17 protein-coding genes and 1 pseudogene are annotated in these 14,274 nt (G+C 71.2%); 12 read left to right on the forward strand and 6 right to left on the reverse strand.

The genetic code is table 11. The annotated features are described in order from the left end of the window. Positions 1–342: 342 nt before the first annotated feature. The 8 genes and pseudogenes from ACFQ87_RS24970 to ACFQ87_RS25005 all read left to right on the forward strand — a co-directional run bounded on the left by ACFQ87_RS24970 (position 343) and on the right by ACFQ87_RS25005 (position 5,836). On the forward strand, positions 343–855 hold the full coding sequence (locus ACFQ87_RS24970) for a SigE family RNA polymerase sigma factor (RefSeq protein WP_380613060.1): 513 nt from the start codon (positions 343–345) through the stop codon (positions 853–855). Positions 856–910: 55 nt separating this feature from the next. Then, complete coding sequence (locus tag ACFQ87_RS24975) at positions 911–2,083, forward strand: LCP family protein (protein ID WP_380613023.1); 1,173 nt, start codon at positions 911–913, stop codon at positions 2,081–2,083. A 12-nt stretch (positions 2,084–2,095) separates the two neighbouring features. Next, entirely contained in the window at positions 2,096–2,509 is a 414-nt protein-coding gene (locus ACFQ87_RS24980) for a MarR family winged helix-turn-helix transcriptional regulator (RefSeq protein WP_380613024.1), read from the forward strand. A 232-nt stretch (positions 2,510–2,741) separates the two neighbouring features. Continuing rightward, positions 2,742–2,900 (forward strand): hypothetical protein, encoded by a 159-nt coding sequence (locus ACFQ87_RS24985; protein ID WP_380613025.1) that lies wholly within the window; start codon positions 2,742–2,744, stop codon positions 2,898–2,900. 426 nt (positions 2,901–3,326) lie between these two features. Beyond that, positions 3,327–3,689, forward strand: coding sequence for a hypothetical protein (locus tag ACFQ87_RS24990; RefSeq protein ID WP_380613026.1), 363 nt, complete (start codon positions 3,327–3,329; stop codon positions 3,687–3,689). Between the two features lie 53 nt (positions 3,690–3,742). Further along, a pseudogene (locus ACFQ87_RS24995) lies at positions 3,743–3,853 on the forward strand (hypothetical protein); the annotation flags it as partial. A 335-nt stretch (positions 3,854–4,188) separates the two neighbouring features. Continuing rightward, positions 4,189–5,061: a hypothetical protein gene (locus tag ACFQ87_RS25000; RefSeq protein ID WP_380613066.1), complete on the forward strand. Its 873-nt coding sequence runs from the start codon at positions 4,189–4,191 to the stop codon at positions 5,059–5,061. A gap of 106 nt (positions 5,062–5,167) precedes the next feature. Continuing rightward, a complete protein-coding gene (locus tag ACFQ87_RS25005) occupies positions 5,168–5,836 on the forward strand; it encodes a hypothetical protein (RefSeq protein ID WP_380613027.1) in 669 nt (222 codons plus the stop codon). Between the two features lie 302 nt (positions 5,837–6,138). Here the strand turns inward: ACFQ87_RS25005 and ACFQ87_RS25010 are convergent, their stop codons facing one another. Further along, the gene (locus ACFQ87_RS25010; RefSeq protein WP_380613028.1) at positions 6,139–6,729 is read right to left on the reverse strand and encodes a DUF6939 family protein; all 591 of its coding nucleotides are present in this window, start codon (positions 6,727–6,729) and stop codon (positions 6,139–6,141) included. A gap of 299 nt (positions 6,730–7,028) precedes the next feature. On the opposite strand from ACFQ87_RS25010, the gene ACFQ87_RS25015 reads away from it, so the two are divergent. After that, positions 7,029–7,643: a hypothetical protein gene (locus ACFQ87_RS25015; RefSeq protein WP_380613029.1), complete on the forward strand. Its 615-nt coding sequence runs from the start codon at positions 7,029–7,031 to the stop codon at positions 7,641–7,643. Between the two features lie 526 nt (positions 7,644–8,169). Here the strand turns inward: ACFQ87_RS25015 and ACFQ87_RS25020 are convergent. Both ACFQ87_RS25020 and ACFQ87_RS25025 read right to left on the reverse strand, forming a co-directional pair. Continuing rightward, complete coding sequence (locus ACFQ87_RS25020; protein ID WP_380613030.1) at positions 8,170–8,796, reverse strand: hypothetical protein; 627 nt, start codon at positions 8,794–8,796, stop codon at positions 8,170–8,172. Positions 8,797–9,003: 207 nt separating this feature from the next. After that, the gene (locus ACFQ87_RS25025) at positions 9,004–9,378 is read right to left on the reverse strand and encodes a DUF6210 family protein (protein WP_380613031.1); all 375 of its coding nucleotides are present in this window, start codon (positions 9,376–9,378) and stop codon (positions 9,004–9,006) included. 313 nt (positions 9,379–9,691) lie between these two features. On the opposite strand from ACFQ87_RS25025, the gene ACFQ87_RS25030 reads away from it, so the two are divergent. Both ACFQ87_RS25030 and ACFQ87_RS25035 read left to right on the forward strand, forming a co-directional pair. Then, positions 9,692–11,194 (forward strand): hypothetical protein, encoded by a 1,503-nt coding sequence (locus tag ACFQ87_RS25030; protein ID WP_380613032.1) that lies wholly within the window; start codon positions 9,692–9,694, stop codon positions 11,192–11,194. A gap of 1 nt (position 11,195) precedes the next feature. Next, positions 11,196–11,453 carry an Imm7 family immunity protein gene (locus tag ACFQ87_RS25035; protein WP_380613033.1) on the forward strand — a complete coding sequence of 86 codons (258 nt, stop codon included), beginning with the start codon at positions 11,196–11,198 and terminating at the stop codon, positions 11,451–11,453. A gap of 41 nt (positions 11,454–11,494) precedes the next feature. On the opposite strand, the gene ACFQ87_RS25040 is transcribed toward ACFQ87_RS25035, so the two are convergent. The 3 genes from ACFQ87_RS25040 to ACFQ87_RS25050 form a co-directional block, all read right to left on the reverse strand. Further along, positions 11,495–11,674 (reverse strand): hypothetical protein, encoded by a 180-nt coding sequence (locus tag ACFQ87_RS25040; protein WP_380613034.1) that lies wholly within the window; start codon positions 11,672–11,674, stop codon positions 11,495–11,497. 106 nt (positions 11,675–11,780) lie between these two features. Continuing rightward, positions 11,781–12,521, reverse strand: a complete 741-nt coding sequence (locus ACFQ87_RS25045) for an alpha/beta hydrolase (RefSeq protein ID WP_380613035.1) — start codon at positions 12,519–12,521, stop codon at positions 11,781–11,783. Between the two features lie 349 nt (positions 12,522–12,870). Beyond that, positions 12,871–13,821: an SDR family NAD(P)-dependent oxidoreductase gene (locus tag ACFQ87_RS25050; RefSeq protein WP_380613036.1), complete on the reverse strand. Its 951-nt coding sequence runs from the start codon at positions 13,819–13,821 to the stop codon at positions 12,871–12,873. 118 nt (positions 13,822–13,939) lie between these two features. Between ACFQ87_RS25050 and ACFQ87_RS25055 the strand changes: the two genes are divergently transcribed. Further along, positions 13,940–14,155: a hypothetical protein gene (locus tag ACFQ87_RS25055; protein ID WP_380613037.1), complete on the forward strand. Its 216-nt coding sequence runs from the start codon at positions 13,940–13,942 to the stop codon at positions 14,153–14,155. The last annotated feature ends 119 nt before the right edge of the window (positions 14,156–14,274 follow it).

Genomic DNA, 14,274 nt, shown 5'->3' on the forward strand with positions numbered 1-14,274 from the left:
CACCGCCTCACCCCTGGTAGGACGTCCAGGGCCCGGGCACGGCGAACCGCCCTGCCCCGGCCCTCGGCGCGCCCGACGACGGCCCACCGCCACCACGGACCGGGCCGCCGCGCGGGCCGCCCACGTCCTCGCCTCCCGCACCGCCTCCACCCACCGGCCGACGAGGCCTCGCCGCTGAGCTTCGGGCCGGCTGCTGTTCCGGCGCGCCCCGGGTGCCGGTCGGGGGGACTTCACGGTCCGTCGAAAATTCTCTGAAACATCCTGGTGCCCTCGGGACGTCATAGGGCGGATATCGCGAGGGGACGGGAGAGAGCAGTGGGCAAAGCTCGACGGCGGGCGGCCATGGAGGAGGAGTTCGTCGCGTTCGCGACGGCCCGCTCCGGGCCGCTCTACCGGTCGGCGTACTTCCTGACCGGAGGCGACGCACACCTGGCCGAGGACCTGGTGCAGGAGACCCTGGGCCAGATGTACGCGCAGTGGCACCGGCTGTACCGGCCGAGTTGGGCCGGCAAGATCGACAACGCTGCGGGGTACGCACAGACGGTGCTGGTCCGGGCGTTCCTGACGCACCGGCGCAGGCGCAGCAGTACCGAGCGGCCCAGCCGGGTGCTGCCGGAGGTGTCGGCGCACGAGCGGGACGCGGCGCTGCGGCTGGCGCTGGTCGATGCGCTGGCCCAGCTACCGCCGCGGGACAGGGCGGTGGTGGTGCTCCGGTACTGGGAGGACCGCAGCGTGGAGGAGACCGCGGCGATCCTCAAGGACAGTTCGTCGGCGGTTCGGACCAGGTGCACCCGGGCGCTGGCCCGGCTGCGGTCCCTGCTGGGGGCGGACCTGGCGGAGTTGGTGGCGCCGTGAGCGAGCAGGACGAGTCGGTTGTCAGGGACGGATCTTCGGTGAGTGGAGTGGTGAAGTGACCGGCGGGGACGAGGAGTTCGAGATGCGGTTGAGCGCGGTGTTCGGACGGGCCGGCGCCGACCTCCAAACGGACGGGGCTGCCCGGCTGGTGGACGGTGGACTTGCGACCGGACGGCGGCGCAGGCGGGGACGGCGGCGCACGGTGCTGCTGGCCGGCGGGCTGACGCTGGCCGTCGCGGCGGGGGCGAGCGTACTGACCGTCCCGTCCGCGGTGCCGGGGCGGACCTCTGGGGCGCTGGCCGCCGCCTCCTCGGCGGGCGCGCCGGCGCCGCTCGACCACGGGGTGACCATTCTCCTGATCGGGCTGTCGTCGACGACCGACGCCCAGGGGCGGCCGGCGCCCGCCGACCTGCGCCGCGGGGAACTCCACGCCGGGGCCGACAACGTGGACGTCGCGGACACCATGGTTCTGGTGCACATCCCGGCCGGTGGGGGGGCGGTGCGTCAGCTGTCGATTCCCCGGGACGTGCTGGTCGACGCGGACGGCAAGCGAATGAGTATCAACCAGGTCTACTCGCAGGCCGAGGCTGCGGAGCTGACTCGGCTGCCGGGCCAAGGGATCTCCGGAGCCGAACTGCGCTGGCGTGGACGGGAGGCCGGGCGGGCCGCACTGATCCGGTCGGTACAGGAGCTGACGGGGGTGCCGGTCGACCACTTCGCGGAGGTCTCGATGACCGGGTTCTACCGGATCGCGCAGGCGGTCGGTGGGGTGCCGGTCTGTCTGAACCACGCGGTGGACGACGTGTGGAGCGGAGCGAGGCTACCCGCCGGGCGGTCGGAGCTCGGGCCCGCGCAGGCGCTGGCCTTCGTCCGGCAACGGCACGGAGTGGGCGACGGATCGGACCTGGGGCGGACCCGGCGCGCGCAGGCGTTCCTCGCGGGAGTGCTGCAGAAGCTGCGTGACGGCGGGGTGATGGGGGACGCCGGGAAGCTGGGGGCACTGTACGACGCGTTGAAGGACGACCTGGTGGTCGACAAGGGGTGGAGCCCGGTGGACTTCGTCCGCCAGGTGCCCGCACTCGCACGGGGGCAGGCGGCGGCCTCGACGCTGCCGGTGCAGTGGAGTGGGGCGGCGCTGGTGGCGGAGCCGGGGAAGGCCAAGGAGATCCTGGCCAGTGAGGGTACGGGCGGAGCCCCGGCCGGGAACGGAGTGCCCTGCGTCGACTGAGAAGGGGACGCCGTGAGCTGGGCGGCGCTCCGCGCAGCGCGGCCCGCCTCGCGCATCACAACCCAGCGTGCGCTCGCCGCCGACGGGTACGTCATCGTCACCTACACGGTGCGGGGCTTCTGGGGCTCTGGCGGGGAGGCCGCCACCCAGCAGGGCCTGGCCAGGCGACTCGGCGTCGCCCCGAGCCTGGTCGTCGCCCTCGCCGACCAGCTCCAGGAACTCGGCGCCCTGGAACGCATCCGAGACCCTCAGGACCGCCGCAGGCAGGTCCTCAACCTCACCCCCGAGGGCCGCACCCTGCTCTCACGCTGCGCCCACGCCGCCCGGACCCTGGACGACGAACTGACGGCGGACCTGAGCGACACCCGGCGCAGCGCACTGGAACAGGGCCTTCGGCTCCTCTGCGGGCAACACCTCCCGCACTGACCCGGCCCCTCGCGCGGGCACCGGGCAGCCCGACACCGGCTCCTTACCGTACCCTGGCGGTCCCGGGAATCCTGCCTGCTCGAAGCCGAAGGCCCCTGGAACCGCCCACCGCGGACACCGGGGTCTGTCGTCAGGCGCACTTGGGTTGGCGACCCGACCGCTGGCGACGTCGATGGTCCTCCCCCGCATCTGTGAGGACCGCTGTAGCAACCTGCGGACCGTCTGATCCGACGTGATCGTCTCGGCGGGCTGTGAATCCGTGGCACCGTCAAATGGTGATGCCACCGTGATGCCACGTCGCCGCTTCGCCATGAGTCAGCCATCCGCGCGGGTGTTGTTTACCATCGATCTACTGGTGTCTTTTGTATTCAAAGCCTCCAGCATGGCGTGATGTGCGGCAGCTGAATTGCGGTCATTGGTGGAGTCTCGACTCCAGAGGGTACAAAGTGGTGCCCCACTCCCAGCCAGGTCGTCCATGTCCGCCATGTCGGGCTCCCCTTCCTGGCATCGGCACCATGACCGGTACTCGTCTCGGCTGGGTCCCGGCTCGGCAGGCTCCATCAGGAACACCTGGTTCGAACGGTGACGGCCAAGGCACGTCAGACCCATGCCGCCGCTTCCCCGGGCGGCCGGTTTCGTCGCGAACTCAGGGGCCGCCGGACGGCACCCCGTGGCCCCTCTCCGTCCAAGGCCGATCCCAGTCGCCAGCGCAGGAATTTTCCGCGGAAAATCGTTGAGCTACGAGGCGGCGGTTGCCCGCACCCCGGCCGATGTCCGTACCGGTGTCTAGAGTGCGCGGGTGAGATCACCTGAAGAGTTGGACACCATCGACTGGTCGTCGCTGAGACACGCCTACGGGAGCGCTGGCGATGTCCCGGGCTGGATGCGCGACCTGTACTCGAGCGACCCCGAGCAGGCACACAAGGCCATGGACGAGTTCTTCGGCAAAGCGCTGCATCAGGGCTCGGTGTCGTCGGCTGCCGTTGCGGCCGTCCCCTTCCTCGCGCATGCCGCGGTGCACGGCGTCTACAAGCGGGCGAGCGTACTCGCGGCCCTGGCCGGCATCGGAGGTCCGGAAGCGGAGCCGGAGTTCGAGGACGAGGTGTGGGGGTGCGCGCGGGTGGCCACGGAGGTGACCGGGCGACCGGCAAGACCCTGCCGACAGCACTGCGCGAGCTGACCGCCTGTTTCGAGTCCGACCCCTCCGCCGTCGTCCGGTCGGAGGCGCTGACCGTGCTGACCCAGCTCGACCCCGGCCCTCGGGCCGTCGAGCCCCGGCTGCGTTCGGCGCTCACGGATCCGGTGCCGGCTGTCCGCGCGGCCGCCGTCATCGGCCTGGTGGAGCGGGCGAAAGCGCCGCACCCGGCCGACGTGGTGGCGGTGCTGGCCGAGGTCGGCGGCGACCCTGAGCTCTCCGTCAACAGCGGCGAGTTCGCCCCCGGGATCGGGACCGTGGACAGCCGTCTGTGGGAGCTGGCCGAGGACGCCGACGCGCTCATGGCCGTGGCCCGTGGCTGGATCGCCCGAGGCGACCACCAGATCCGCGGTTCGCGCCGGGCCCAGCAGCTCTCCGGGGTCTGGCGCGACCGCGGGAACGAGACCATCGGCCTGCTCACCGCCGCCCTGGCGCACGACCACGCCCCCTGGGACCTGTTCACCCTCCTCGGCGCCATCGCCAGGTGGCTGCCGGGCGTCTCCCACCCGACCCGGCACTCGGCGACCGCCTCCTCCCCCACGCACGCACCGAGCGGCAGGCCCAGGAACTCCTCGGCCACCTCGGCGACCGGCGCCTGCTCACCGACGTCCCCGACCCCCGGCCGGGGGCACTGGCCGCCCTCGCCGCCCGCACCCAGTACCCCGAGCACCAGCGCCTCGCCCTGCGCCACCCCGACGGCCACGGCCTCGACGAGCTCTACCCGGCCCTCTCCCCCGAGGCCGCCCGCCCCCACCTGCCCGACCTCATCCACCTGCCGCACCGCCACCCCACGCCGACGCTCCTGCAACGCTTCGGCGACTGGTCCATCCACGACACCGGGCTCCTCGACGCCCTGGAAACCCTCGCGCGCACCGCCGACGACGACACCTTCTCCATCGCCGCAGCCGTGACCGCGGCCCGCCTCGGCGCCGACCCACACCCCGCCCTGCGCCTGCTGAAACAGCGGCTCTCCGACACCGGACGGCATCTGAAGGAGGCCGCCCGGCTGGGCGAGGCGGCCGCACCATTGCTGCCGCTTATCGAGCGCCACCTCGCCAACGGAGACACCCGGTACCGACCGCACGCCGCCCAGGCCCACGTGAACATCACCGGTGACCCGTCCGTCGCCGCCCCGGTCCTGACCGCACTCCTCGACCCCATGGGACCCGTGGGCGTGCACGCCCTCCAGGCACTCCGCCGGATCGAACCGTCCTACCCCCAGCACCTGCGACCGCAGCTCCTGCACTGGGCCACCAGCGAACGCCGCCTGATGAGTGAATACACCACCTGGGTATCCGGTCGGCGACAGCACCTCGACGACCAGCTCCGCGAAACGGCACGCCAGATGCTCACCTGACAACCGCGCCGACAGGCGCGGAACGACGAGTTGAGTAGGCGTACCCACGTGACGGACGGCCGACTACTCATGCGGCAGCCGTCCGGCCCCGGGCACGATCAAAGCCATGGAAAACGGTTCTCAGCACCCCAGTCGCCGCCGCAAGGCGGGCATCCTGCTCACCGGCCTGGCCCTGTCGGCCACGGTGGTGCTCGGCGCGGTGGCGCTCGGCGGGGCCTTCGAGGGGGAGCCGTACCCGGTGGCCGATCCGGCCGCCACCGCTGAACACCTCAACGGCCGGGTACTGGCCGCCTACGACGCCCTCAGCCTGCCGGACGCACCGGTGCTGAACCTGCAGCGCAGCCTCGGGGTCAGGGCCGACGTGTACCGCTGCCACAGGCGCGGGTTCGGGGGCTTCCTTGACAACCTGTCTGACAGCCCTCCGTCCGAGCCCCGCACCGCCGCAATCCACGCGAGCTTCACCGTCACCGGGCTCACCCACCCGCAGGCGGTGGACGCGGCACTGCGAGCGCGCCAGACTTTGACCGGGCAGGGCTGGAAGGTCGTCTCCTATGAGGAGCTCGATGGCCTCCGGCTGAAGCTCGAGCCGCCGAACGTCGGCCCCGGAGCCGTCTCCGGCACCGTCCTCGTCGCGTACTACGACGGGAACGGCTTCCTCGAAGTCAGCGCGCTCGCGGAGTGCGTCCGCTACCCCAGCGACACCCCCGTGGACTCCGACGGGGAGCCGGAGCACCTGCCCTCCCTCTCCCTGCCGGCGCAGGTCCGCCGACCGTGACCGCCACCTCAAGGCGCCCGGGCAGCGGATCCGGTCCGTGGATCGAAGTCGGCGATTTTCCGCGGAAAATCCGGTTCCGTCGAAGAGCTGCCGTCGAGCATCGGAACCGAGGACGAAGCGATGCCTCGGAGAGCCGACGCCGCTGCATCTGCCGGGGCCGGAGAATTTTCCGCAGAAAATCGGCGGGTCTCAGCCGGCTCCGGCAGGGCACGGAGACCGGGTCTTGAGCGCGTCGCTCTGCCTGCCCTGGCATGGCTGTGGCCACCTGACGCCACCACACAACCTACGTGCCCGGCGCCGGATCACTCATGGCATTCGACCGCTGATGCCGTTGGAAGCCCCCTGTCGCTTTCACTGGGCCAGCGCCCTTCTATGTGCAGCTGGATGAGCGCGGCGTGGGACAGCGGGCCGGCGGGGTCGGTGACGTCCCCGTTGGTGGTGTAGTCCAGGAGTACGACGTCGTCCTTTTGCCTGAGCTGCTCGACCAGGTCGGCGACTCGGTGCTCGAGGATCCAGCGGTAGGCCGGCAGGTAGATCCGGCGTCGAGCCGTTTCGTAGGGCAGCAGCCGGTCACCGTCCAGACCGGTCCGGTGGCCTTGGACGGAGCCGTACCGACGGACCGTCCGCTTCAGCCCTCTCATCGTGGTGACTCCGAGCTTCGCGGGGTCGACGTCGGAGTCCTGGAAGACCTTGAGGGCTTGCCAGATCCCTTCCACGGACTGGCTGGTCACTCCGTCGCTGTAGGGGACCGGGATACCGCCGTGCGGGTAGAACGGGCTGAACCGTACCCACGGTTCCGGTCCCTTGGAGGTCACGTCGATGATCTCGGCACCGGGGAACGCGGCGGTCAGTGACGCCATCGCACGGCGACGGCTGGCGATACGGATCGACATCTGGAGGCCCCCTGGTCTGGATGACAGCAGTCATAGAGCATCCCCGATGCCACTGACATCCCACCCGCCCCTGGAACCGAACAGCCCCGGCGAGCAGCCGGCGTGCGCGTTCCTATGGTCGGCGGTGGGGAGGAAGCGATCTCCGCATCAGGGGCCGCGGCACCGGCGGGGGAGTGGGTACGGGATGCGGAGTTGAGTACGGGTACTCATGAAGCGGCCGGATCGCACCGTCCACGATACGAACCATGGGGAATGGCTTTCGGCAACGTAGTCGGGGACGCAGGGCGGCTCGCGCGCTCGTGGTCTTCGCGGTGGCGGGTGCGGTGGTGTTCGGCGGGGTGAAGGTCACCGGGGCCTGGGAGGGGGATCCGTTCCCGGTGGCCGATCCGGCCGCCACCGCCGAGCATCTGAACGACCAGACAATGGCCGTCTACAACGCACTCGGCGTGCCGGACGAGCTGGTGCTCGATCTGGGGGACAGCCTCGGGGTCAAGGCCGACATCTACGACTGCCATGGGCGGGGGCTGGCCCACGTCCTCGACAACCTGGAGGACACCGCTCCGCACGAGCCCCGCACGGCGGCGATCAGCGCGGGCTTCACGCTCACCGGGCTCACGCATCCGCAGGCCGCGGAGGCGATGGAGCGGGCTCGCCGAGCCCTGATCGGGCAGGGGTGGACGGCCAGCTCCCGCGAGCGGCCCGACAACATCCAGCTGAAGCTGACGCCCCCGAGTTCCGGCCCCGGCGGTGTCGCCGACAACGTGTTCGTTGACTTCTACGACCCGAGCGGCTTCCTCACCATCGAGGCTCACGCGGAGTGTGGCCGCTACCTCGACGAGACGCCCGTGGACATCGAAGGGAAGCCCGAGCACCTGGCCTACCTCTCGGTACCGGCCCGGGTTCGCCGGGAGTGACCACGATCCGCTTGGAGGATTTTCCGCGGAAAATCGAAGCCTGCCGGAGACGGCCCATATGGCCGAGTCGCCGTCCTGCGGAGTCGTCGGTGGGGGAGGGCTGACAGAGTCCGGGCGATCGGCAGTCGGCCTGCGTCGAGGTGGCCCGGCCCGTTACGCCCACAGGCCTCGGCTTCCCCGGCTTCGATTTTCCGCGGAAAATCCGGAGCCCGTCGACGGGACCCGACGCATGGAGCCGGCCAGGGTCAACGGTGCGGTACGTCACCTGCCACCAGGCCCTTGCTCCGAAGCCAGGTAGCCCGATCGTGGTGTTGTCCTGCCGGTGTTCCGCCACGGCCCGTGGCTGCCGGCACGACCGAACGGTCGCTGAGGGCATCACTCCACGGTCGGGCCAGGGGTAGCCGGATTGCGTTGCCGGTCCTCCGGTCCGAGGCCCTGGAGACGGATATTGCCAGCCGACCGTGGCCCGAAATTTTCCGCGGAAAATCCGGAACCTCAGAAGGGACCTTCGGTTGTGGGGGAGAGGTCAGTGGTACCGCACGTCCCGTGCCGCCGGGCCGCGCCGGTAGTCCCGGATCAGGAGCTGGCCCGGGCCGGACGGCGCGGAGCGCAGTGGGCCGTGCAGGTTCACGCGCTCGAGCTCTGTGGGGAAGACGACGTCAGGTCCGATGTGCGCCGGATCGAGGGCAAAGCTCACGCGTGTGCCGCTGCCGTCCGGCGGCTGGAACTCCTGGATTCCGCCGAGCGGTCGGAGGCCCGCGCAGTCCTGCCTGAATCCCCGTCCACCGCACCACAGCTCGACAGTCACTTCGGCGGACAGCGCGGCAACGGCTGACAGGGACCACCACTCGTTGCCGAGCAGGGAGCCGGAAGGTCCGAGGGCGGGCGTGCCCGATGCTTGCCACCTGTGGGGCTGGTCTACCGACACGGTGATGCTTCGGTCGCCGGTGATCTCGATGCGGGCGTACGAGGTGTGTGCCGGGGCAACGGAGGTCACCGTGTGAAGCAAGTCCTCACCCAGAACGGAGAGCACGTTCGCACCCAGCTTCGGGTCCCCAGGTCCGGCCCCGAAGAACATGTGCAGGCGCTTGCGCACCAAGGCACCGGAGTCAGGGGCCTCGATCTCGATGTCGTCGTATGGGTGCTCTGCCACGAAGTGACGCTATCTCCAGGACCGGAGACCCGGGGCGGGAACCATGGCGGACGCCCGCGGGTGCGGGCGGCGTCGCCGAGCCCCGGTTCGCGGGACGTGTCTCGGCCGGTTGGTCCACGGGTGGGCCTGGGTGCCGTCGGTGTTCTTCTGCCAAGCCCTCGAAATTTTCCGCGGAAAATCGTTGGCCCAGAGCGGGGCGGTCAGCGGCTAGTCGGAGTTCTCCCAGACCAGTACGCCGGGACCGTCGGGCGTGACGACCGGAAGCCAGGCCTCGGCCGCCTCCGAAAGCCGGGACTCGTCGAGGACCAGCGACGGCGGGTAGGGGTCCTCGTGGCGACCGGAGCCGTACATCCCCAGGGAGCCGACGGCCGCCCGTAGCCGGTCGAGCACCCCGGCCGGCCACGACCGGCCGCGCATGCCCCATCCCTTCAGCCCGCCAACGAAGATCTCGTTCATGTCCTCGTCCAGCTCCGTTCCGTAGAGCGGGACGAGGTAGCCCTCCTGCTCGTACTGCGCGCAGGCGTAGCCGCCGCACTGGTTCTGGTAGACGACGCCGGTGGGGGCCGCCACGATGACGAACATCCAGCCTCCGCCGCACCCGTCCGGGTCGAGGTAGACATGCCGCTTTCTCGCCGTCGCGTCATGGGGCTGGTCCGTCATCAGGGTCGGTCTCCGGCGTGAGTCGGGGTGGTCGGCGGTCTGAAGGAGCTCGCGCGACTGCCGTCCTTGGCGGCAGGGACATCGAACCTCGGCCGAGTCCGCAGGACCACTGCATTTCGGCGGGTGCCCGGCATGCCGCATCCGGCTGCCGGTGGGCTCCGGAATTTTCCGCGGAAAATCCGGGGAACCATGCCCCCGGCCGATGCCGCGTCTTGATCACTGCAACGATGTTCCGATGTCCTCCTCATCTCTCCCCGAGCTGTGGTTGCGCGGCGTCGCCGCCAACCCGGCCGCTCCGTCCGAAGTCCTGCTGCGTCTCCTGGCCCCGCAGGCGCGCGCCGCCTGGACGGTTCTCTGCGGGGAGAGGACGCTTCCCCCGGAGCTCGTCGAGGCGGTACTCGCCCACCCGGAGCGGGCGGTTCGCCTCGCCTTCGCCCGTAACCGGTACGCCTCTCCCGCACAGCGCGGGCGGCTGGTCGACGACCCGGATTCCTTCGCCCGCGCGGCCCTGGCCGCAGGCCCGCGCCCGCGCCTGGAGGTGGCCGAGCCCTTCCCCGACGACGTCCTGGAAACGCTGCTGACCGCGCGGAACGACGACTGGCCGGAGCAGCGGCTCACCGCCGGCGAGATCAAACAGGAGCTGGCGTCTTCCGGGCAGATCCCTCAGTCGTTCCGCCGCACGATGGTCCAGCACCCGAACCCGGGGCTGCGGGCCCAGGCCACCAGTCTCTGGCTGTGGCTCACCCCCGCACAGCGCGAGGCTCTCCTGGCCGACCCGGATCCCGCGGTGTCGGAGGCGGCCCATGAGAGCAACCGGAACCTGGATCCGGCAGCGATGGAAGCGGACCTGCCGGAGCGCGACTGCCACTACCGGGCCCTGCTGCTCGTCAACTACGCCGTCTCCCAGGAGGTGGCCGAGCGGTGCCTCGCACAGGGGCGCGACCTGTGGGCGCTCGCCTCCAACCGCCACACGCCCCGCAACGTCGTCGCCCGGCTGGCGCGCGACCCCGATCCGAAGGTACGCGAGCGGGTGGCCGCCAGGGCCGATCTGGATCCGGCGCTGCTGGCGGTACTCGCCGAGGACCCGGACGAGACCGTACGAACCCGGGCCCGGCTGCAGCCGCTTCCGCGGACCTGGCCGCAGCGCGCCGCCCTCGACCGGGTCGTCGGGCACACGTCCGAGTGCGTCGGTCCGGTCGGCGAGATGTTCCTGGAGCCGGAGGCGAGCTGGTACGAGGCGTGCGCGGTATCCGAGGAACCCCTGTTGCGCCGGGTCGCCGCGACGTGCGCGTGGCTGCCGGGGGAGTTGGTGCGGGACTTGGCGTCCGACCCCGATCCACAGGTACGGCACCTGCTGGCCCTCAACCACCCGCTGGCGCCGTCGACGATCGTCCTCGACGCCTTCATCTCCGTGCCGCGCCGTCGCCCGTACCTGCTGACGCTGACCCGGCTTCCGCGCACCGGGCTGGGGCACCTCCTCGACCACGCCGACGCGGATGTCCGCACCCTGGCCGCCGCCGACAGCAGCCTCGCCGAGCCGCCCGTCCGACTGCTGGCCGACCCCGAGCCCGGTGTCCGCCGGGCCGCGGCCGCCAATCCGCTGCTTCCCCTCGAGCTGGTCTCGTCCCTTCTGGAGGACCCGGAGCTGGCCGAGGGTGCTGCGGCCAATCCGTCGCTGCCCGTAACACGGCTCAACGAGCTGCTCGACCGCGGCGGGCTTCCGGCCACTGCTCCGTAGGGTGCGTGGGAACCGGCGGCGGATCGACGGGATCGCAAGCCCCGGTCTCGTCGATCTGCGCTGGATGAACGGCGCGCTGTTCCTCCACTTCGGGGGCCGGCGCAATCACCGCGATACGGAGGTCCTCGACTTCTTCCGCGAGGTCGGCCGCCGGGCGCCGGGTTCGTACGGCCTGCTGCATGTGCGCAATGACGAGGACCTCGTCCACGAGAACGAAGCCCGCGTCCTCCGGACGGCCCGGGGCGACAAGGACGGTTGAAACGGCCAGATGTGCTGTTCGCTCCCCAGTTGGTCGAGCCGTCACTGAAGGATCGCCGTGGCGATGGTGGTCGAGCCGGTCGCCTGCCCGGCGATCCGCAGGGTCCGGGCCGAGTGCCCCACAGCGAGAGCCCAGCCGATGGAGGCGTCGGTGGCCGAGCGCCGGCCCGACCGGCCAGTACCGCCGATGATCGGACCGCCGCGATCGGGGCGGTTGTGCATCTGCCGGCCACCGCCATCGAGGACGGCCGGGACCTGTCCTCGATGAACGGCGTGCTGGCCGACACCGCCTACCGTCTACTGGCCCGGCGGCGGGGCCGACCCGCGGCTAGCGCAAATGCCGAGCGAAGAACCCGGCTGCGTCCTCCCCTGCGAACTGCGGGACGCCCGTGTGCCCGCCCATATTGGCGTGCAGCGTCTTCTCTTTCGTGCCGAAGGCGTCGAACAGGTCCAGGGACGCCTGCCGGTCGTTCCCTTCGTCGTCCCACTGCAGCAGGACGTGCAGCGGAATGGTGACCCGGCGGGCCTCCTCGAACATGGCACGAGGCACGAGACTCCCGGCGAAGAAGCCGGCGGCCACGATGCGGGGCTCGACCACCGCCAACCGGATGCCGATGGAGATCACTCCCCCCGAGTACCCGACCGGGCCGCCGATCTCGGGCAGCGACAGGAGGGCATCCAGGGCGGCCTGCCATTCCGGGACCGACTTTTCGACGAGCGGGAGGATGAGGGCGTCGATGATCTCGTCGCCGACCGGCTCGCCGGCCTCCATAGCCCGGCGCAGGTCGGCGCGGGCCTGCTCGGCGGCGGCCCAACGGGGCCGGTCACCGCTTCCGGGGAGCTCGATGGTGGCTGCGGCGAAGCCATCCGCCGCGGCGCGCCGGGCCCGCCCCGCCAGCCGGGGGTACACCTTGCGCAGTCCGAGCGGGGGGTGGCCGAGCAGGATCAGCGGCACCGGTGCGGACGCGGACGCGGATTCAGGCGTCCACAGGACGCCGGGGATCTCGCCGAGGGTGAACTCGCGCTCGAGGACATCGCCGTCGAGACGCCGTTCAGAAGTGAATCGCATGGTCGTGCCTTTCGGGAGTGCTCAGAGACGGCGCTCCCGGACGACCTATCGTCCGACCGTGACCCCGGAGGGGAGCACCCATGTCGATACTGCGTTCACGGGTACCACCTCCTCGTTCTCTCGCACGGCCTCCGGAAAAGTAGCAGTGGTCGCCGTGGTCTGCCAACGGGTTTTTGCGGAGGCTCCGTGGCCGGATGCCACGGAGTCGGAACACGACGCAGAGCTACTCGGGGTCTCATCCTCGACACCGACATCGGACAGACTCGCCGGCCACAGACCTGTGACCGAGTGCTGCATCCGGCCGGACCGAGCGTCGTACCCGGCCAATGGCCGCGTGCACGAGCCGCGTCTACAGGAGGGCCAGGTGGGACTCGACGCCGGCCCCGTCGCAGCTGGCGTCCCACAGGCGCGCGGCAAGGGCGGGATCGGTCATGTGGGCGTGAACCGACTCCAGCCGCGGTGTGCCGCGCAGGCCGAAGGCCTTGGGCCCCCACAGCTGCCCTCCCCGCGCCTGCGGGTCCAGGACGGCCCGGACGATCGGCCACGCCCCGCGGTCCTTGCCCTGGAGCAGCAGACCGGCGGGCAGGCCGCGCAACCGCCCGCCGAGGGTTGCCGCGTGTACCCCCGCACGGGGCGGGGTCAGGGAATCCAGGGCGCCGCCGGGATGGGCCACCAGGCTGAGCACGGTGCTGCCGCGGGCGCGCAGCCGGCGGTCGAGCTCGAAGGCGAAGGACATCTGCGCCAGCTTCGACCGGCCGTAGGCGCGCTTGGGGCGGTAGTCCCGGACCGACTGGAGGTCGTCAGGGTCCAGCCGCTCGGAGCGCGCCGCGAAGCTCCCCACCGTCACGATCCGCGCGGCGGGCGCCGCGGACAGCAGGGGCGCCAGGCCTCGGGTCAGCGCGACGTGCCCCAGGTGGTTGACCCCGAACATCAGCTCGTGACCGTCCTTCGTCGTGCGCCGCGGTGGATCGTCGAGCGCGACACCGGCGTTGTGAACCACCGCGTCGAGGCGGTCGAGTCCGAGCCCGTCCGCGACGGTCCGCACGGACGCCAGGTCGGCGAGGTCCAGCTGGAGGTGGCGCAGTTGCGCGCCGGGGACGCGTGAGCGGATCGAGGCCATGGCGGCGGAGGCCCTCTCCCGGTCCCGGCTCCCGACCACCACGACGGCCCCGGTCGCCGCGAGCTGCTCCGCGACGAAGTAGCCGATCCCGGCATTGCCCCCGGTGACCAGGAAGGACTTGCCTGCGGCGGAGGGCAGCCGGTGAACGTCCCACGGTCGGCTCAGATGCGCGGAAGACATGACGAGAGGCTCCTTCGGCTCGGGGCAGTGCGCAGTCGGCGACGCCAACCCGGCCAATGACACGACGTGCTACCCACAGATCGCTGATAGATCGCCTTCACCACCCCGCCGCACCCGCGTGCTGAGCGCGACCATCGAGGAGCAGGCCGGGCAGCCCCAGTCGATGACCCGTATCGCCGATGCCGTCGGTGTCACGGTCTCCGGCCGGATCGATGAGCGGGCCCGGGTCCTGCGGACGCTCACCGAACCCCTGGAGAGCCGGAGCGCGCCGCCCGCCGGGCACGGCCGGTTCCCGGAGAGTCTCCTGTTGTGCCAGCCGGGTCTCCAGACATAGCCACGCCGGTGGCAACCCGGCAGGAACGCGGTGGGGGGGGGGGGGGGAGAAGGGGGGGGAGGCGAAAACCACGCCGCCTCCGGCGCCCGCCACCTTTCCCTCTCTCTCCCCCCCTCTAC

This window comes from Kitasatospora sp. NPDC056531 (genome assembly GCF_042794375.1).
Classification (GTDB): Bacteria; Actinomycetota; Actinomycetes; order Streptomycetales; family Streptomycetaceae; genus Kitasatospora.